This window comes from Amycolatopsis sp. NPDC104819 (assembly GCF_055583145.1).
In genome coordinates this window covers 48,813-65,036 of record NZ_JBVJON010000018.1, presented here as the reverse complement: position 1 = coordinate 65,036, position 16,224 = coordinate 48,813, and the positions used below count along the sequence as shown (strand labels likewise).

18 protein-coding genes and 1 tRNA gene are annotated in these 16,224 nt (G+C 71.3%); 11 read left to right on the top strand and 8 right to left on the bottom strand.

Going from position 1 to position 16,224, the window contains the following annotated elements:
- Positions 1 to 36: 36 nt before the first annotated feature.
- Genes ACZ63E_RS40555 through ACZ63E_RS40545 form a run of 3 tightly spaced genes read left to right on the top strand, consistent with a single transcriptional unit; the run spans position 37 to position 2,903 of the window.
- Positions 37 to 783 (top strand): cytidylyltransferase domain-containing protein, encoded by a 747-nt coding sequence (locus ACZ63E_RS40555; RefSeq protein ID WP_465341621.1) that lies wholly within the window; start codon positions 37 to 39, stop codon positions 781 to 783.
- Positions 780 to 1,757, top strand: a complete 978-nt coding sequence (locus ACZ63E_RS40550; RefSeq protein ID WP_465341620.1) for a spore coat protein — start codon at positions 780 to 782, stop codon at positions 1,755 to 1,757. The genes ACZ63E_RS40555 and ACZ63E_RS40550 overlap by 4 nt, the downstream gene beginning before the upstream one ends.
- Before the next feature lie 3 nt (positions 1,758 to 1,760).
- Complete coding sequence (locus ACZ63E_RS40545) at positions 1,761 to 2,903, top strand: epoxide hydrolase family protein (protein WP_465341619.1); 1,143 nt, start codon at positions 1,761 to 1,763, stop codon at positions 2,901 to 2,903.
- A 573-nt stretch (positions 2,904 to 3,476) separates the two neighbouring features.
- Here ACZ63E_RS40545 and ACZ63E_RS40540 read toward each other — a convergent pair.
- Entirely contained in the window at positions 3,477 to 4,043 is a 567-nt protein-coding gene (locus tag ACZ63E_RS40540; protein WP_465341618.1) for a bacterial proteasome activator family protein, read from the bottom strand.
- Positions 4,044 to 4,177: 134 nt separating this feature from the next.
- Here ACZ63E_RS40540 and ACZ63E_RS40535 point away from each other — a divergent pair, with 134 nt between their 5' ends.
- Complete coding sequence (locus tag ACZ63E_RS40535) at positions 4,178 to 5,377, top strand: cysteine desulfurase-like protein (RefSeq protein WP_465314051.1); 1,200 nt, start codon at positions 4,178 to 4,180, stop codon at positions 5,375 to 5,377.
- Here ACZ63E_RS40535 and ACZ63E_RS40530 read toward each other — a convergent pair.
- Positions 5,374 to 6,351 (bottom strand): NAD(P)H-quinone oxidoreductase, encoded by a 978-nt coding sequence (locus tag ACZ63E_RS40530; RefSeq protein WP_465341616.1) that lies wholly within the window; start codon positions 6,349 to 6,351, stop codon positions 5,374 to 5,376. The two genes, ACZ63E_RS40535 and ACZ63E_RS40530, sit on opposite strands and share 4 nt — an antisense overlap.
- 82 nt (positions 6,352 to 6,433) lie before the next feature.
- Between ACZ63E_RS40530 and ACZ63E_RS40525 the strand changes: the two genes are divergently transcribed.
- Complete coding sequence (locus ACZ63E_RS40525; RefSeq protein WP_465341615.1) at positions 6,434 to 7,975, top strand: M28 family metallopeptidase; 1,542 nt, start codon at positions 6,434 to 6,436, stop codon at positions 7,973 to 7,975.
- Between the two features lie 51 nt (positions 7,976 to 8,026).
- On the opposite strand, the gene ypfJ is transcribed toward ACZ63E_RS40525, so the two are convergent.
- On the bottom strand, positions 8,027 to 8,962 hold the full coding sequence (gene ypfJ, locus ACZ63E_RS40520) for a KPN_02809 family neutral zinc metallopeptidase (RefSeq protein ID WP_465314054.1): 936 nt from the start codon (positions 8,960 to 8,962) through the stop codon (positions 8,027 to 8,029).
- 545 nt (positions 8,963 to 9,507) lie between these two features.
- On the opposite strand from ypfJ, the gene ACZ63E_RS40515 reads away from it, so the two are divergent.
- A complete protein-coding gene (locus ACZ63E_RS40515; protein ID WP_465341614.1) occupies positions 9,508 to 9,981 on the top strand; it encodes a MarR family winged helix-turn-helix transcriptional regulator in 474 nt (157 codons plus the stop codon).
- A 36-nt stretch (positions 9,982 to 10,017) separates the two neighbouring features.
- On the opposite strand, the gene ACZ63E_RS40510 is transcribed toward ACZ63E_RS40515, so the two are convergent.
- The 3 genes from ACZ63E_RS40510 to ACZ63E_RS40500 all read right to left on the bottom strand — a co-directional run bounded on the left by ACZ63E_RS40510 (position 10,018) and on the right by ACZ63E_RS40500 (position 11,557).
- Positions 10,018 to 10,104: transfer RNA gene (locus ACZ63E_RS40510), tRNA-Ser, on the bottom strand.
- A gap of 292 nt (positions 10,105 to 10,396) precedes the next feature.
- On the bottom strand, positions 10,397 to 11,236 hold the full coding sequence (locus ACZ63E_RS40505) for a patatin-like phospholipase family protein (protein WP_465341613.1): 840 nt from the start codon (positions 11,234 to 11,236) through the stop codon (positions 10,397 to 10,399).
- Between the two features lie 39 nt (positions 11,237 to 11,275).
- Positions 11,276 to 11,557, bottom strand: a complete 282-nt coding sequence (locus ACZ63E_RS40500; RefSeq protein WP_465314057.1) for a DUF2277 domain-containing protein — start codon at positions 11,555 to 11,557, stop codon at positions 11,276 to 11,278.
- Between the two features lie 102 nt (positions 11,558 to 11,659).
- Here ACZ63E_RS40500 and ACZ63E_RS40495 point away from each other — a divergent pair, with 102 nt between their 5' ends.
- On the top strand, positions 11,660 to 12,601 hold the full coding sequence (locus ACZ63E_RS40495) for an Ldh family oxidoreductase (protein WP_465341612.1): 942 nt from the start codon (positions 11,660 to 11,662) through the stop codon (positions 12,599 to 12,601).
- Here the strand turns inward: ACZ63E_RS40495 and ACZ63E_RS40490 are convergent.
- Entirely contained in the window at positions 12,598 to 12,822 is a 225-nt protein-coding gene (locus tag ACZ63E_RS40490; RefSeq protein ID WP_465341611.1) for an RNA-binding S4 domain-containing protein, read from the bottom strand. The genes ACZ63E_RS40495 and ACZ63E_RS40490 overlap by 4 nt on opposite strands.
- 7 nt (positions 12,823 to 12,829) lie before the next feature.
- A complete protein-coding gene (locus ACZ63E_RS40485; protein WP_465341610.1) occupies positions 12,830 to 13,621 on the bottom strand; it encodes a trypsin-like serine peptidase in 792 nt (263 codons plus the stop codon).
- Between the two features lie 110 nt (positions 13,622 to 13,731).
- Between ACZ63E_RS40485 and ACZ63E_RS40480 the strand changes: the two genes are divergently transcribed.
- From ACZ63E_RS40480 to ACZ63E_RS40465, 4 genes are all read left to right on the top strand, one after another.
- Positions 13,732 to 14,550, top strand: coding sequence for an SDR family oxidoreductase (locus tag ACZ63E_RS40480; protein WP_465341609.1), 819 nt, complete (start codon positions 13,732 to 13,734; stop codon positions 14,548 to 14,550).
- A 134-nt stretch (positions 14,551 to 14,684) separates the two neighbouring features.
- The gene (locus ACZ63E_RS40475) at positions 14,685 to 15,311 is read left to right on the top strand and encodes a hypothetical protein (protein ID WP_465341608.1); all 627 of its coding nucleotides are present in this window, start codon (positions 14,685 to 14,687) and stop codon (positions 15,309 to 15,311) included.
- Between the two features lie 122 nt (positions 15,312 to 15,433).
- Positions 15,434 to 15,781 (top strand): hypothetical protein, encoded by a 348-nt coding sequence (locus tag ACZ63E_RS40470; RefSeq protein WP_465314063.1) that lies wholly within the window; start codon positions 15,434 to 15,436, stop codon positions 15,779 to 15,781.
- Between the two features lie 14 nt (positions 15,782 to 15,795).
- Positions 15,796 to 16,203, top strand: coding sequence for a hypothetical protein (locus tag ACZ63E_RS40465; protein WP_465341607.1), 408 nt, complete (start codon positions 15,796 to 15,798; stop codon positions 16,201 to 16,203).
- The last annotated feature ends 21 nt before the right edge of the window (positions 16,204 to 16,224 follow it).

Genomic DNA, 16,224 nt, shown 5'->3' with positions numbered 1-16,224 from the left:
ACCTCCGCGTTTCGGTGACTGTGGCCGTCGGCCATCATGTCACCCATGCGTGCAGCGCCCGTGGTCAACGCCGTCATCCAGGCCCGGTCGTCCTCGACCAGGCTGCCCGGCAAGGTGCTGCGCCCGCTGGCCGGCCGCAGCGTGCTGGGGTGGGTCGTCCGGGCCGCGGCGGCCGCACCCGGCGTCGACCAGGTGGTGGTCGCGACGTCTTCGGACGCTTCGGACGACGCCGTCGCTCTCGAGGCGGCCCAGTGCGGCGCCGCGGTGGTGCGCGGCCCGCTCGACGACGTCCTCGACCGCTTCGGCGTGGCGCTCGCCGAGCACCCGGCCGACGCCGTGATCAGGCTCACCGCCGACTGCCCGCTGCTGGACCCGGCGCTGATCGGGCAGCTCGCGACGCTGTGGCGCGCCCAGCCGTCGCTCGACTACGTGAGCACCACGCTCGTCCGGACGCTGCCGCGCGGTTTCGACGCCGAGCTGGTGCGGGCCGACGTGCTTCTCGAGCAGGTCTCGACGGCGGTCGGCGCGCACCGCGAGCACGTCACGTCGGGCATCTATACGGACCCTTCGCGCTATTCGTGCACCGGGATCGTGGTGAGCCCGGCGGCCGACGACCTGCGGGTGACGTTGGACACCGCGGAGGACTGGTCGCTGCTTTCCGCCGTCGTCGAGGAGCTGGGCGACGGTGTCGGCGACTGGCGGGCCGTGGTCGCGCTGCTGCGGTCGCGGCCGGACCTGGTGGCGCTGAACGCGCACGTCGAGCAGAAGAAGGTCGGCCGGTGAGGCTGCTGCTGCGCGCGGACGCGTCGGCGTCGATCGGCGCCGGGCACGTCGCGCGGATGGTCGCCTACGCCGAGCGGGCGGTGGCGCGCGGGTATTCGGTCGCGTTCGCGGGCGACGTCGAGAACGCGGAGTGGCTCGCTTCGCGCTTCGAGGAGCTGGGTGTCTCGCGGGTGCCGTTCGGCGCGGCCGGGTTCGACGCGGTGGTCGTCGACCACTACGGCCTCGGTGACTTGCGTGCGGAGGTGAACGCGGCGGGAGCCTTGCTGGTGTCGATCGAGGACGACGTCTTCGGCCGGCGGCCCGCGGACATCGTCGTGGACTCGGGCTTCGCGCCGGGCCCGCGTCCGGACGACGGCTCGGACGTCCTGCTGCGCGGAATCGCGTACGCGCCGCTTCGGGACGCCGTGCGGCGTACGCGCCGTGTCTCTTCTGCGCCGCCGCTGCACGTCACGGTGGCCCTGGGCGGCGGAGCCCAGTGGACGGCGACGGTCGAGTTGCTGCTTCGCGCGCTTCGCGACACGGAACTGCCGTTCGCGGCGGACGTGCTGGTACGCGGCGAGCCGGTGGTGCCCGACCTGCGTGCGGACCAGTCGATCCGGGTCGCGGCGCCGAGCCCGGCGCTGTTGGAGCTGTTCGCGACGACGGACGTCGCGGTGAGCGCGGCGGGCGTGACGTTCGTGGAGCTGTGCTGCCTCGGCGTCCCGACGGCGGCGGTGCGGCTGGTGGACAATCAGGAGCCGGGTTATCGGGCCGCTCTGGAACTCGGCCTGGCGGAGGGGCTCGGCCCCGCGGAGACCTTGGCCGAGCGGCTGCCTTCGGTGACGGCGGTGCTGAGGTCGTTGTTGTCCGACGCGGCGCTTCGCGGGCGGCTGTCGACGGCGGCGTCGTCCACAGTGGATGGCCTCGGTGTGGACCGGGTGCTGGATTCCGTCGAATCGAGGACCGGATCTGTCCGCGGTGTTTCCTATCGTTGAGGCATGACGATCACCCCGTTCCGCATCAACGTCCCGCAGACCCAGCTCGACGACCTCCGCGCCCGCCTGGCGAACACCCGCTGGCCCGACCAGCCGGCCGAGGCGGGCTGGCGGCTCGGGGCGCCGGTGGACTACGTGCGTGAGCTGGCGGAGTACTGGCGCACGGGCTTCGACTGGCGCGCGCAGGAGGAGCGGCTCAACGCGTTCCCGCAGTTCACGACGACGATCGACGGCACGAACGTCCACTTCCTGCACGTGGTGTCCCCGGAGCCGGACGCGACGCCGGTGCTGCTGACGCACGGCTGGCCGGGCTCGGTGGTGGAGTTCCTCGACGTGATCGGCCCCCTGACGGACCCGCGCGCCTACGGCGGCGCCCCGGCATCGGCGTTGACGGTGGTGGTGCCGTCGATCCCGGGCTACGGCTTCTCGGGCCCGACCCCGACCCCGGACTGGGGCCCGGACCGCGTGGCGAGGGCATTCGCGACACTGATGACAAGCCTGGGCTACGACCGTTTCGGAGCCCACGGCGGCGACTGGGGCGCGATCATCTCCCGCGAACTGGCGGTCCAGTTCCCGACGCGGCTGCTGGGGATCCACGTGACGATGCTGGCCTCGGCGGTGGCCCGGACGCAGGCGGACCTGTCCGGCCTGCCGGACCAGGAGCTCGGCCGCCGTTCCCTGGAGAAGAGCCAGGTGTTCGCGGCGTCCGGAACGGGCTACGCGATGATCCAGGCGACCAAGCCGCAAACGCTTGCGTACGGCCTGCACGACTCCCCGGCGGGCCAGCTGGCCTGGATCGCGGAGAAGTTCCGCTCGTTCTCGAACACCAAGGCCGACCTGATCGACCGCGACGATCTTTTGGCGGACGTGTCGATCTATTGGTTTACGGAGACGGCGAACTCTTCGGCGCGCCTGTACGCGGCCCTGACGGGAGGCTGGGGAGCCCCGCCCCCGGCGAACGAGGTCCCGACGGCGGTGACGGTGTTCCCGGACGACATCGGCCTGCCGATCCGGCAACTGGCGGAGCGAACGGACAAGATCGTCCGCTGGACGGAGTTTCCGAGCGGCGGCCATTTCGCGGCTTTGGAGGAGCCGGACGCTTTGATCGGCGACATCCGCGAGTTCTTCGGCGGCTTGCGCTCTTGAGGTTGTGGGGCCCGGCCTTCTCTGGGGGGGCTAGAGTCTGCGGGGGCAGGCCTGGCTCTTCGGCCTGCGACCCCCGCGGCGCCCCCGCCCTCTCCGGGCGGGTTCCGGCAACGCCGAGTTCGCGGGGCTGGCTCGGCTCTGCCGGCCCTCCGCGGCTCGACGCGACGTCGTGGGTGACTCATTCATCGCGTCCAGCGACATGAAGGGGCCATTTACGACGCTCCGGCGGCGCACCTCCTGCGGCCCCCAGGGCCAGGACCCCGACAGCGGCCCCCGCCCTTCCCTTGGGGGGCGTCCCCTGGTCCAGTCTACTGGCGCCCTCGGACAAAACCGCTGAAAAGCGAGTTGTCCACAGCAGTTGTCCACATCCCCCTTGGTCTGTGGACAACTTCCACGTGGGAGCAGCCCGCGGCCAGAAGGCGCACCGGGAAACCTCCGCCGGGAATCCCAGATCGAAAGCCAAGGCCGCCCGCATCCGGAGTCCCCAGCCGAAGGCCGAAGCCCAACCCCTCCAAACGCCACGAAGGCCCCCTCCCCGGCCCAAACCAGAAAGAAGGCCCCCACAGCCAACCGTCAGAGATACTGCCCAGTCCCCGAGATCCCAGGCCCATGCCCCTCAACCCCACCCGGCCCAGCCGAAGGCCCAGCAGGCAACCCCCGCCGCATCTGCTCCAACTGCACCCGAGCCGCCATCTGCTGGGCGAACAGCGCCGTCTGGATCCCGCTGAACAACCCCTCCAGCCACCCGACCAACTGCGCCTGCGCGATCCGCAGCTCCGCATCCGACGGCGTTGAGTCGTCGGTGAACGGGTGGACCAGCCGCTCCAGCTCGTCCTGCAGCTCCGGCGCCAGCGAAGCCGCCAGCTCCTTCACCGATGTCTGGTGGATCTCGCGGACGCGGTTGCGGGACGCGTCGTCGAGCGGGGCCGCGCGGACCTCCTCCAGGAGCTGCTTGATCATCGTGCCGATCCGCATCACCTTGGCCGGCTCTTCGATGAGGTCGCCGACCGCCTCGGCGTGCTCCGCGCCCTCAAGCGGTTCGCCGTCCGGTCCTACTACCACCACGTGGGGTGAAGATTCGTGGCCGGCGTCACCCGCTGTGCCCGACTTCCGGAAGTTCGGCTCGGTCATGTGCTCCATCCTGGCCTGTGTTCACCACGCTCCGCGACGCCCGCGGGTTGTCCGTCTCCGAGCGTAGCGGCTATCCGGGGTTCCGGTGGCTCTCCACCCAACCCCGGACGCACGGCGAAACCGCACGTCCGTACGGTGTCCCCATGGCGTTCGACGTCGCTCGTATCCGTGGGCTCTTTCCCGCGCTGGGTGACGGCTGGATTCACTTCGACGGCGCCGCCGGAATGCTGGTCCCGGAACAGGTCGCTTCGGCCGTTTCCACGGCGATGCGCGCCCCGGTGTCCGGGCCGGGCGGAGCGTTTCCGGCCTCACAGCGCGCGGAAAGCATCGTGACCGCGGCCCGCCGGGCCGTGGCCGACCTGGTCGGGGCCGACCCGGCCGCCGTTGTGCTCGGGCCGAGCGCGCCGGTGATGCTGCGCCGGCTCTGTGACGCGCTCGCCGAGCGCTGGACGATCGGCGACGAAGTCGTCGTCTCCCGGCTCGACGAACAAGCCAACCTCGCGCCGTGGCAGCGCGCCGCCAAGCGGGTCGGCGCGGTCGTGCGGTGGGGCGAGATCGACATCGAGACCTGCGAGCTGCCCGCGTGGCAGTACGAGCAGCTCGTCTCGGCGCGCACCAAGGCCGTGGCGGTCACGCTCGCGTCCGGGTCCGTCGGCACCCGGCCGGACGTCTCGACGATCATCGAGTTCGCCAAGCGCGTCGGCGCGCTCGTGGTCGTCGACGCGACGTACGCCGCGCCCTTCCTGCCGTTGGACATCAACGCGCTCGGTGCCGACGTCATGGTCGTGTCCGCGCAGGCCTGGGGCGGGCCTTCGGTCGGGGCGCTGGTGTTCCGCGACCCCGAGCTGATCGAACGCATCTCGTCCGTCTCGCTCGACCCCGCCGCGCGCGGGGCGGCCCGGCTCGAGCTGGGCCCGCACGCCTACCCGCTGCTGGCCGGCCTGATCGCGTCGATCGACTACCTCGCGGGCCTCGACGACGCCGCGTCCGGGTCGCGCCGCGAGCGCCTGGTCACCTCGCTCGGCTCGGCGAAGTCGTACCACGCGGGCCTGCTCGCGCAGCTGTCGACGGAACTGCTGTCGTTGCGGCACATCATGGTCATCGGCAACGCGATGCGCCGGATCCCCGCGCTCGCGTTCGCCGTCGCGGGCAAAAAAGCGCCGGAAGTCGCCGAATACCTGGCTTCGCAGGGGTTGTGCGCCTTCGCCGACGACGGGGCGGCCGGCGTCTTCGCGTCACTCGGTGTCGGAGAAGTGGGCGGCGCCGTGCGGATCGGGCTCGCCCACTACTCCAACGTCTTCGAGATCAACCAGCTCGTGCGCGTCCTCGAAGAGCTCCGTTAAGACTTCGCCGTCAGCAGGATCTTCCCGAACACGCTGCCTTCTTCGAGGGCGCGGTGTGCGGTCGAGGCCTCGGCCATCGGGACGACCTGGCCGATGATCGGCTTGACGAGCCCCTCGGAAACCAGCGGCCACAGGCGTTCACGGACGTCGGTGACGATCGCCGCCTTCTGCTCCAGCGGCCGGAAGCGCAGGCCCGCGGCGAACACCTCGGCCCGCTTCCCGAGCAGCGCGCCGACGTTCAGCTCGCCCTTGACCCCGCCCTGCATGCCGATGATCACGAGCCGCCCGTCCTGCCGCAGCGCGTCGACGTTGCGGGCGAGATAGGACGCGCCCATGTTGTCGAGGATGACGTCCGCGCCGCCGGTCTCCTTGCGGAGCACCTCGACGAAGTCCTCTTCCTTGTAGTTGATCGTGAGGTCGGCGCCGAGCTGGCGGCAGCTTTCGAGCCGCTCCGCCGAGCCCGCGGTGACCGCGACGGTCGCGCCGAGCGCCTTGCCGACCTGGATCGCGTGGGTGCCGATGCCGCCGGCGCCGCCGTGGATCAGGAACGTCTCGCCCTCGGCGAGGTTCGCGTGCATCACGACGTTCGACCAGACCGTGCAGGCCACCTCCGGCAGCCCGGCCGCGGTGATCAGGTCGATCTCGCCGGGCACCGGCAGCAGCTGCCCGGCCGGGACGACGACCTTCTGCGCGTAACCGCCGCCGGCGAGCAGCGCGCAGACCTCGTCGCCGACGGACCAGCCTTCGACGCCGTCGCCGAGCTCGGCGACCGTGCCGGAGCACTCGAGGCCGATCGTTTCGCTGGCGCCGGGCGGCGGCGGGTACTGGCCCTTGCGTTGCAGGAGGTCGGCGCGGTTCACGGCGCTCGCGGCCACGTCCAGCAGGACTTCACCGGGGCCGGGACGCGGGTCCGCGACCTCCGTCCACTCGAGAACGTCCGGGTCACCTGGGTCACGGATGGTGATCGCGTACATGTGTCGACTGTATCCCGGCGACCGAAGTTCCCGCCGAATGACGCATTGACGTACTACTCATTCGGAACAAAGGTGAGCAACCATGTCACTCTTCAGAAAGAGATTCCTCCCTCCGGTGGCCCTGGCCGCCGGAGCGACGCTGGTGCTCGGCCTCACCCCGGCCGCCGCCGCGAACACGGTCCCCGACGGCCCCGCCCTCGCCAAGCAGCTCGTCAAGAAGGTCGATGTCAACGGCGTCAACCGGCACCTCATCGCCCTGCAGCGGATCGCCGACACCAACGGCGGCACGCGGGCGGCCAGCACCGACGGCCACAAGAAGTCCGCGGAGTACATCGCCACCAAGCTCGAGGCGGCCGGCTTCCAGGTGACCCGCCAGGAGTTCCCGTTCACCTACGCGGAGACCCTGGCCGAGAAGCTCACCGCGGGCGGCGCGAACGTGCCGATCATCGCGATGGAGTACACCCCGTCGACCCCGGTCGGCGGCATCACCGCGCCGCTCTCGGTCGTCGCGGTCGACGACACCAGCGGCTGCGAGGCCACCGACTACACCGCCGACGTCGCCGGCAAGATCGCGCTGATCAAGCGCGGCGGCTGCCCGTTCGCCCAGAAGCAGGCGACGGCCGCGGCCGCGGGCGCGATCGGCGCCATCGTCTACAACAACACCGACGGCGACCTGAACGGGACCCTGGGGGACCCGGCCGACGCGAAGATCCCGACCGGCGGCGTGACCGCGGCCGCGGGCGCGCAGCTCGCGACGCTGGGCGGCCAGTCCGTGACGCTGGAGCTGCGGGCCTTCCAGGAGGCGCGGACCAGCTACAACGTCATCGCCGAGACCAAGACCGGCCGCAAGGACAACGTCGTGATGCTGGGGTCGCACCTCGACAGCGTCCCGGCCGGCCCGGGCATCAACGACAACGGCTCCGGCTCGGCGACCCTGCTCGAGACGGCGCTGCAGCTGGGGAGCAGCCCGAAGGTCAACAACGGCGTCCGCTTCGGCTTCTGGAGCGCCGAGGAGTTCGGCCTGATCGGCTCGACCTACTACGTCGACCAGCTCAGCTTCGAGCAGCAGCTCGACATCGCGCTGTACCTGAACTTCGACATGATCGGCTCGCCGAACGCCGGGTACTTCGCCTACGACGGCGACAACTCCGACGGTGTCGGCGCCGGTGCGGGCCCGTACGGCTCGGCGCAGATCGAGAAGACCTTCGTCGACTTCATGCAGTCCGCGCGGGGCGTGTCCCTGGAGGGCACCGACTTCACCGGCCGTTCGGACTACGGCGAATTCATCGCGATGGGCATCCCGGCCGGCGGTCTCGACACCGGCGCGGAGGTCCTGAAGACCCCGGCGCAGGCGGCGAAGTGGGGCGGCACGGCCGGCATCGCGTTCGACCCGTGTTACCACCAGGCCTGTGACAACCTCGGCAACATCGACCGCGTCGCGCTGGACCGCAACGCCGACGGTGTCGCGTGGGCCCTCGGCGTCTACGCGACGAGCACCGAGAGCGTCAACGGCGTCAAGCCGGGCAAGTCCAAGACGGCCAAGCAGAAGGCCGCCGAACGCGGTGCGCAGCGGAACTTCTCCGCTCGCGCCGTCGCCGGCGACCCGCACGCGCTGACCGCCTGACCACACACAGAAGGGGCCGTCCCACGCGTGGGACGGCCCCTTCGTGGTGTCTCAGCCCAGGTTGCTGGTGCCGAAGGTGTCGCAGCGCGCGGGGTCGCCGGTCTGGAAGCCGGTGGTGAACCACTTCTTGCGCTGGGCGGACGTGCCGTGGGTGAACTTCGAGCGGTCGACCTGGCCGCCGCCGAGCTTCTCCTGGATGTAGTCGTCGCCGATGCGGGACGCGGTGTCCAGCGCCGACGCGACGTCGTCCTGGGTGACGTCGGTGATCAGCGGCTTGCCGCTCTCGGTCGGCGTCGTCGAGGCGTGGTTGGCCCAGACGCCGGCGTAGCAGTCGGCCTGCAGCTCCAGGCGCACCGAGCCGGACGTCGGGCCGGTGCCGGTGCCCTTCTTCGACGTGCCGAGCAGGTTCTGCACGTGGTGGCCGTACTCGTGGGCCAGCACGTACGCCTCGGTGAAGAGGCCGCCCTGCGCGCCGAAGCGGGTCTTCAGCTCGTCGAAGAACGACAGGTCGATGTAGACGTCGGAGTCGGCCGGGCAGTAGAAGGGCCCGGTGTCCGAAGTGGCGCTGCCGCAGCCGGTGCGGACGCCGCCGTTGAAGAACTTCGTCGGCGCCTTCTGGTACGTCGAGCCGGAGCGCGCGAACTGCTGCGTCCAGTAGTCCTGCACCGAGTTGACGATCGCGACGATCGCGCAGTCGTGGTTCTTGTTCGCGTCCGCGCCCGTCTTGCACTCGCTGGACAGCTTGGTGTTGTCGACCTGCTGGCCGGAGCCGACGCTGCCGAGCCCGCCGCTCAGGCCGCTGCCGCTGCCCCCGCCGAGGCTCACCCCGCCGAGCTGGGAAAACACGAAGTAGATGATGAGGCCCACGATCCCGAGCCCACCACCGCCGAGCGCCACGCGGCCGCCGATCCCGCCGCCACCACCGCCGCTACCGCGCAGGTCCTGGACTTCGGAAGCGTCCAGGCCGGCGTCATCGTCGAACCTCACGCGCAGATCGTACTGTGCGGTCCGGGACCGAGCCGACCAACGGCGCGGGCCCGGGCCGCCGCCGTCGCGCTGACGGCCGCAACCCGGGCCCGGTACCGAGGTTATGTATTTGGTCGAGCGGTTGGCCGCGATCGGGCCGGCGTTCAGGCGCTGTGGTCACGGCTGCCGAGGCCGCGACCGGATCCAGGCCCGATCGACGCCGAGATGCGTGATCGCATGGAAGCCCGCGCGTAGAGGCTGTTCACAGTCGCGCCCGGCCCGTTCAGATGCCGTTCCGGTCGCGGGGTCACAGCCGGCGGTCAACCGCGAGGATCACCCGCCACGCAACCACCTGACCTCTCCCGGCGGGGGGCCGGGCCGGCACGTCACCGTTGCCGAGCCGCATACCCTGGCCGACCTTCCGCCACAAGCAGAATGCGCCTTTTCCGGCCGAGTCTCAACCTTTTCGTAATCCCACCTTCGGGCGATGTTGCGACGGCATTTTTACCGGCACGCAGTTCGGACTCGGACCGCGCGGTCCCTTGATCACCGTTCTAGGCTGCCTTATGACCGAGGAGCGGCCTGTGCGTTGGTTGAACGAAGCCGAGATGGCGGCTTGGCGCTCCTACATCGTCGCCACCCTCCGGCTGCGCCAGCGGCTGCACCGCGAGCTGGCCGACCGGCACGCGGTGTCGCTGACCGACTACGAGGTGCTCGTCTGCCTGGAGTTCCAGCCCGGGCAGCGGATGCGGATGTCGGAGCTGGCGGTGCTGATGGGCTCGACGAAGAGCCGGCTGTCCCACCAGGTCGGCCGCCTCGAGGACGCGGGGCTCGTCCGGCGTGTCCGCGACCCGGAGGACAAGCGCGGCGTCATCACGGAGCTGGCGGAGGAAGGCAAGGCCCTCCTGCAGACGGCGGCGCCGACCCACCTGGAAGGGGTGCGCGAGCACCTGATCGACCTGCTGAGCCCCGCCGAACAGGCGACGATCGCCGCGGCGTTCGGGCGGGTGCTGGACCACCTGTCGGAGGTGGAGAGCTGAACCCGGGCGCGGCTAGCGCGCGCCCGGGGTTCGAAGCGGTAGCGGTGGGATTCGAACCCACGGAGAGGTTGCCCCCTCGCATGTTTTCAAGACATGTTCCTTCGGCCGCTCGGACACGCTACCTCGCCCCCCGAGCGTAGCCGACGGGTCGCGGGGCAACCTGGGCCCGGCCTGGGACGTGCTTCACGCATGGGGGACGAACCGGATCGCGGACTGCGGCTCGGCAACCTGGCCCGGTAACCACCGGCTGACCGTGGCCTGCACCCGCCCCGACGGGCGGGTGGTGACCAGAGTGTTCTCGGTGAACCAGCGGACCCCGACGACGGGATCTCGCCGCTCACCTGGCTGGTGCTCGGCGGGGTGCTGCTGCCCGTCAGCGGCATCGGGTTCGCCGTGACGCTGCGCCGGATGCGGGCTAGCTCCAGCTGAGCGTGAGCGCCGCGCCCTGGGCGTGGCCGGCCTCGGCGGCCGGGGTCCGGGTCGACGGGTCCAGGGGATTCGCGCCGAACGCCGCCACCGACGCCTCGTCCGGGGTGACCAGTGCGACCTCGGCGCCCTTCGCGCGCAGCTCGTCGAGGACCGCCGGGAGCGGTTTCTCCCTCGGCAACGCGGATTCCAGCCCGAGCGGCGAGACGACCGTGACGCGCGTGAAGCCCGTCGCGTAGTCCGCGTTCTCCGCTGAGCGGACGCCGCCGTCGACGTAGCGGCGGCCCTCGATCGTGACCGCCGGCCAGACACCCGGGACCGCGCAGCTCGCCGCCACCGCGTCGACCAGGGTCGCCCCCGATGCGCGGTCGAACTGCCGCGGCTCGCCGGTTTCCGCGTCCACCGCCACGATCACCAGGCGCTGCTCCGGCCAGTCGTGCGCCGGCAGGCGCGCCTCGATCACCGCGCGGCGGTCCGCTTCCGACACCGTTTCGGCCGTCAGCGCGAGCTTGCCCACCGCTCGGCGCACGTCGGCCGGCGAGCCGGCTCCGGCGAACGCGCTCCCGAAGTCCGCGGCGAACTTCTCGAAGTCGATGTCGGCCGGGATCTCCGGCGCCTGGCGCGCCGGGTCGGTCTGGCGGGCGAGGAGCTCGTCGAGGGAGACGCCGCTGGTCACCTGCGCCGCGACCGCCGCCCCGGCCGACGTCCCGACGAGCAGGTCCGCCCCCGTGAGGTCCTGGCCGTGGCCGGCCAGCCCGGCCAGCAACCCCGTCGTCCACGCGATCCCGGCGACCCCGCCGCCGCCCAGCACCAAAGCCTGTCCGCTCATGGGGCCAGCGTATCGACCGGGACCGACAGTTTCGGCCGATCAGGCCTGGCGCAGGGCTTTCGCGGCGATCCGGGCCTGCACCTCGGGCCGGCGCAGCGGCGGCACGGTGGCCGGCGGCTGACGGCGTTCGGGCAGCTGCTCGAGCAGCCGCGCGGTGATTTCCGTGATCTCGGCGACCGCGGCTTCGAACGGCTCGCGCGTGGCGTCCGAGAGCGACTGGACGCCGGTCACCTTGCGGACGTACTGGCGGGCCGCGGCCTCGATCTCCTCGCCCGTCGCGGCTGGCTGGAGCCCCCGGAGGGTGGTGATGTTTCGGCACATGCCGCCCAGGGTACGACGCTCCGGACGCTTCGATCACACGGTCGGGTAGGCCGGGCCCCACCTCGTTGACGCCGGATCCCGCGGTTGGGCAGTGTCGGGGAAGTGCCTCTCAGACCGCGTCCCTTCCGCTTCGCCCGTCCCGAACCCGGCATCCTCGAAGAAGCACCGCCCGAAACCCCGATCCCGGAACAGGCGTGGCCCCGCGTGCGGGCCGACGAGCTGGTCACCCTCGTGGCACACGTCTTCGCCGCCCACGGCTTCCCCGAGGCGCGGGCCCGCATCGCGGCCGAAGCGCTCTGCCACGGCGATCTCACCGGGTCGCCGGAGACCGGGGTCGCCGACCTGACCCGCGTCCACCTGCCGTTGCTGGAAAACGGGCTCGTCGTGCCGCACGCCGAGCCGTTGATGATCGCCGACCGCGGGGCCGCCGCGCTGATCGACTACCGCCGCGCGCCGGGGCTCTGGGCCGTCGGCGACGCGATGGACCGGGCCGTGACGCGGGCCGGGCGCTTCGGCGTCGGGCTCGTTTCGCTGCGCGGGATCGGGCCGTTCGGCCGGGCCGGCCACCACGCCGCGCGCGCCCTGCCGCACGCGATGATCGGGCTGGTGCTCGCCGCGGGCGGGGAGCCCGGCCAGCCGATGAACCCGCTGGGCATGGCGGCCCCGGGCGGCGCGTACCCCGAGTTCGTCTTCGACATGGACCGGTCCGGCTCCGAAGGCGCCGGGTTGACGCTGCTCGTCGAGGTCCTCGCCGGGGTGCTCTCGGGTGTCGCCGACCACGAGCACGACACCGGCCTGCTGGTGCTGGCGATCGCGCCGACGACGTTGCGCAGCGCGGACGGCTTCTACCGCGCGGCCAGCGCCCTGTTCGGCAGCATGCTCGGCTGGGAGGGCGGGGCGCCGATCCGCTACCCCGGCTGGCGGGAGGCCCAGCACCTCGAGCAGTGCCGGGCGCTGGGCGTGCCGCTGGCGGGGCCGGTGCGCCGCGAGCTCGACGCGCTGGCCGCGTCGATCGGCCTGCCGCCGCTGACCAGCGTCGGCTAGCGGACTAGGACGACCTTGCCGCGGTCGGGGCCCACCGCCACCACGTCGCCGTCGGACAGCTGGCGGCCGCGGCGGGTCTCGACCTCACCGTTGACCAGGACCTCTTCGGCGTCGATCAGGTCCTTCGCGTGGGAGCCGTCTTCGGCGAGGCCGGCCAGCTTGAGGAACTGGCCGAGCCGGATCGGCTCGCCGGTGATGGGTACGTCGACGGGATCACTCATACGCGCATCATGCCCGGGCGGTCGTCTGCCGGTAGAGGGCCTGGACGTCCGTGTCGAAGTAGCTGGAGTAGGACGTGTCGGGGTCGTCGCCGCCGTACTCGAACCCGCCGATGACGCCGATGACCTTGCCGAGGCGGGTCTGCGGGTCGGGCGCGGTGACCCAGGGGCCGCCGCTGGTGCCGGTCGGGAAGCCGACGCAGTCCACTTTCAGCTGGTAGGTGTCCTGGCGGCTGGTCGTGTTCTGGCAGACGGCCGGCGTCTCGGAGTCGTCCGGGTAGCCGGTGAGGGTGATGGCCTGCTCGAACTCGCCGCCGGTGGCCAGGGTGTTCGCGCCGACCAGGCTCTCCAGGGTCTTCGTGGCGCCCGCCTGGTGCGCGGTGGCGAAGCCGACGTCGAGGTCCTGGTCCGACGACGCGGCCCAGCCGGGCGCGACCAGCTCGTCGGCCACCGCCCAGTAGCCGAAGGGCGCGACACCGTCGTGGTAGCCCGGCGCGAACGTGACGCCGGTGAGGTACCCGCCGCCTTCGCCGTCGTGGATGCAGTGGGCGGCGGTCAGCAGGACGTCACCCTGCTGGCTGTGCACCACGCTGGCGGTGCAGTAGTGCGAGCCCTCGATGAAGAGCGCGCCGACCGCGGCGCTGGACGCCGTGGGCAGGTCCGGCGCCGCCACCGGAGCGGCCTCGACGGCCGGGGCGTCCGCGGGTTCCGGCGGCCGGCCGGCGAAGGCCACGACGAACGCCGCCCCGAGCAGCAGGACCGCGGCGACGGTGAGCAGAACGGCGGGCCGCCGCACGTGCATCGCCTCCTCGTCACTCGACCGCCATCACTCTAAGGTGCCGGGGCGAGACGATCAGCACACCCACAGCAAGTTCACAGGCGCTACCATCCGTAACACCTCAGGGAGGGCCGATGAAGCAGTTCTCGGACAAGGTCGTGGTGATCACCGGAGCGGGCTCGGGGATCGGCCGGGCGCTGGCTCTGGAGTTCGCGCGCCGCGGGGCACGGGTAGCGCTCTCCGATGTCAACGCCGCGAACGCGGAGGAGACGGCGAAGCTGGCCGGGGACAAGGCTCGCGCGTACACCCTGGACGTCGCCGACCGCGCCGCCGTGCTCGCGCACGCCGAGGAGGTCGCGGGCGAGTTCGGCGGGGTCGACGTCGTCGTGAACAACGCGGGTGTCGCGCTCGGCGCCACCGTCGAGGAGATGACTTTCGAGGACTACGACTGGCTGATGGGCATCAACCTCGGCGGTGTCGTGAACGGCACAAAGGCGTTCTTGCCGCACTTGATCGCGTCCGGCGACGGGCATGTCGTGAACATTTCCAGCATCTTCGGCTTCGTCGGCGTACCGACGCAGAGCGCGTACAACGCGGCGAAGTTCGCGGTGCGGGGATTCACCGAGGCTCTGCGCGAAGAAATGCTGATCGCGCGGCACCCGGTGGGCGTCAGCTGCGTGCATCCCGGTGGGATCAAAACCAACATCGTGCGCAACTCGCGAGGTGGTTCCGGCGACCAGGAGAAGGCCGCACAGGGCTTCGATCGGATCGCGAAGACGACGCCGGAGAAGGCGGCGCAAACGATCCTGCGCGGGATCGAGCGGAAGTCGGCGCGGATCCTCATCGGGCCGGACGCCTACGTCGTCGACGCCATCCCGCGCGTGCTCGGCTCGGCCTACCAGCGGCCGCTGGCGATGCTCGCGCGCATGGGGATCCGGAAGACGGAAAGCTGAATCGCATTCGGACTACGACTTTCAGGGTGTCCGCACCGGAATAAGCTTCACCCGATGGAGTTGCGTTTCGGACAGGCCCGTCCGAAATGGTCCAGAATGCGTGGGGTCCACGAGCCCCGTACCGGAGGTCCCCGATGCTTCGCACCGCACAGCGCAGTGCGACCCGTCCGTCCGGCGACACCGCGGTGGAGCTGCTGGATCGCACCGGCATCATCGCGGCGAGCCTGCCCCGGCGCCGCCGCACCGACGACGAGCCGGCAGCCGAGCCGATCTACACGCGGCCGCCGGTGTGCGACCAGGACCTGCGGCCCAAGTCGGTGGTGATCCGGCGCCGCGCCCGCACCTGGCTCGGCAGCGGCGCCGCCGTGCTGCTCGTCGCCGTCGGTTGGCTGGGCGGCGGAATGCTCTCCGGCGGGCTGTTCGGCACGCCGCCGGCCGACGACGTCGCCCAGCTGGACCCCCGCCCGGCCGTCGCCGAAGCGCCAGCGCCGCAGGCTCCTCAGGCGCCGGCGGTCACCCCGCCGCCGACCACCGTGTACGTGGCGGTGCCCGCGAAGCCGGCGCCGAAGAACGTTCAGGCGCAGGCGAAACCGCAGCCGAAGAAGAAGTCCTCGGCGGACGCCGAGGCGCGCGCGGACCTGCCGTCACCGCCGCCGTCGCCGTCGACGACCAACCCGGTGCAGGCCTGGGTGAACGTCGCCGAAAGCATGATTGAGCAGTACCAGTACCGCTCCGAGACGACGACCACGGCTCGACGCTGAAAAACCAATTTCCCATTTTGTTCGTGGGTTGCCAACTAGTCGATCATCTTGTTACCTTCGGTTGTCCGATGGCTGCGGCACACGGCCCGGTCGTCGACTTGCTGACAGGGGAGGAAGCAAGGATGAACAATCGCGCCCTTTTCCGCCGCACCGCCGTGGTCGCCGCCGTCGTGGCCGTGGTGACGACGACCGCCACCGGGGTGGCCGCCGCCAACACCGTCAACGTGCCCTGCACCGACAGCAACGTGCAGGCCTCGGTCATGGCTTCCGAGGTGACGACGTGCTTTTCCGGCACCGGCCCGTCCTGGACCGGGCACCTCTACCGCCCGCAGGCGATCTGGGGCGGCTCGTACACGATCGTCGTGTCCTTCGAAGGGGTGGACGACCCGGCCATCGCCGGACCGCACCAGACGGTGACGATCCCCGCGGGCGCCGCGGCCATCGTCGACGTCCAGCTCCTGCCGGCCTGAGTGGGGACGCCGTGATGAGCAAGCGTTTCACCGTTCGCGCCGCGCTGGGCGTGACACTGGCCGCCGTGGCCTTGCTGACCGCCACGACGGCGGCCGGCGCCGAAGAGCCGTCCGCTCGGCTCAAGGACAACGACGGCTGCAACCACGACATCTGCATCATCGTCAACGGGACCGGCAACCACATCACCCACGTCGAGGTGCTGGCCAACGACGACGTGCGGAAGATGGGCCAGTTCTACCTGGACATCAAGACGCCCGGGGGATCGGCGCGGAACTACGGCGCGAAGAGCCCCGGTTACGCGGCGGGCTTCATCCCGTACCCCGGCGTCGACTACGACCCGGGCACGCAGTTCTGCGGCGGCGCCTTCGAAGTCGACGGGAGGGACGCGCCCGGCTACCCGTGCGTAACCGCTCCGGTCTGACGCGGTTTCCCGGCGGCGGCC

Bases quoted from the DNA above. Each gene is read 5' to 3' on its own strand.
- ACZ63E_RS40485 (WP_465341610.1), bottom strand. From the start codon at position 13,621: ATGCACGTGCGGCGGCCCGCCGTTCTGCTCACCGTCGCCGCGGTCCTG.
- ACZ63E_RS40500 (WP_465314057.1), bottom strand. From the start codon at position 11,557: ATGTGCCGAAACATCACCACCCTCCGGGGGCTCCAGCCAGCCGCGACG.
- ACZ63E_RS40505 (WP_465341613.1), bottom strand. From the start codon at position 11,236: ATGAGCGGACAGGCTTTGGTGCTGGGCGGCGGCGGGGTCGCCGGGATC.
- ACZ63E_RS40555 (WP_465341621.1), top strand. From the start codon at position 37: ATGTCACCCATGCGTGCAGCGCCCGTGGTCAACGCCGTCATCCAGGCC.
- ACZ63E_RS40530 (WP_465341616.1), bottom strand. From the start codon at position 6,351: ATGTACGCGATCACCATCCGTGACCCAGGTGACCCGGACGTTCTCGAG.
- ACZ63E_RS40465 (WP_465341607.1), top strand. From the start codon at position 15,796: ATGAGCAAGCGTTTCACCGTTCGCGCCGCGCTGGGCGTGACACTGGCC.
- ACZ63E_RS40545 (WP_465341619.1), top strand. From the start codon at position 1,761: ATGACGATCACCCCGTTCCGCATCAACGTCCCGCAGACCCAGCTCGAC.
- ACZ63E_RS40480 (WP_465341609.1), top strand. From the start codon at position 13,732: ATGAAGCAGTTCTCGGACAAGGTCGTGGTGATCACCGGAGCGGGCTCG.
- ACZ63E_RS40515 (WP_465341614.1), top strand. From the start codon at position 9,508: ATGACCGAGGAGCGGCCTGTGCGTTGGTTGAACGAAGCCGAGATGGCG.
- ACZ63E_RS40470 (WP_465314063.1), top strand. From the start codon at position 15,434: ATGAACAATCGCGCCCTTTTCCGCCGCACCGCCGTGGTCGCCGCCGTC.
- ACZ63E_RS40535 (WP_465314051.1), top strand. From the start codon at position 4,178: ATGGCGTTCGACGTCGCTCGTATCCGTGGGCTCTTTCCCGCGCTGGGT.
- ACZ63E_RS40475 (WP_465341608.1), top strand. From the start codon at position 14,685: ATGCTTCGCACCGCACAGCGCAGTGCGACCCGTCCGTCCGGCGACACC.
- ACZ63E_RS40490 (WP_465341611.1), bottom strand. From the start codon at position 12,822: ATGAGTGATCCCGTCGACGTACCCATCACCGGCGAGCCGATCCGGCTC.
- ACZ63E_RS40525 (WP_465341615.1), top strand. From the start codon at position 6,434: ATGTCACTCTTCAGAAAGAGATTCCTCCCTCCGGTGGCCCTGGCCGCC.
- ACZ63E_RS40540 (WP_465341618.1), bottom strand. From the start codon at position 4,043: ATGGAGCACATGACCGAGCCGAACTTCCGGAAGTCGGGCACAGCGGGT.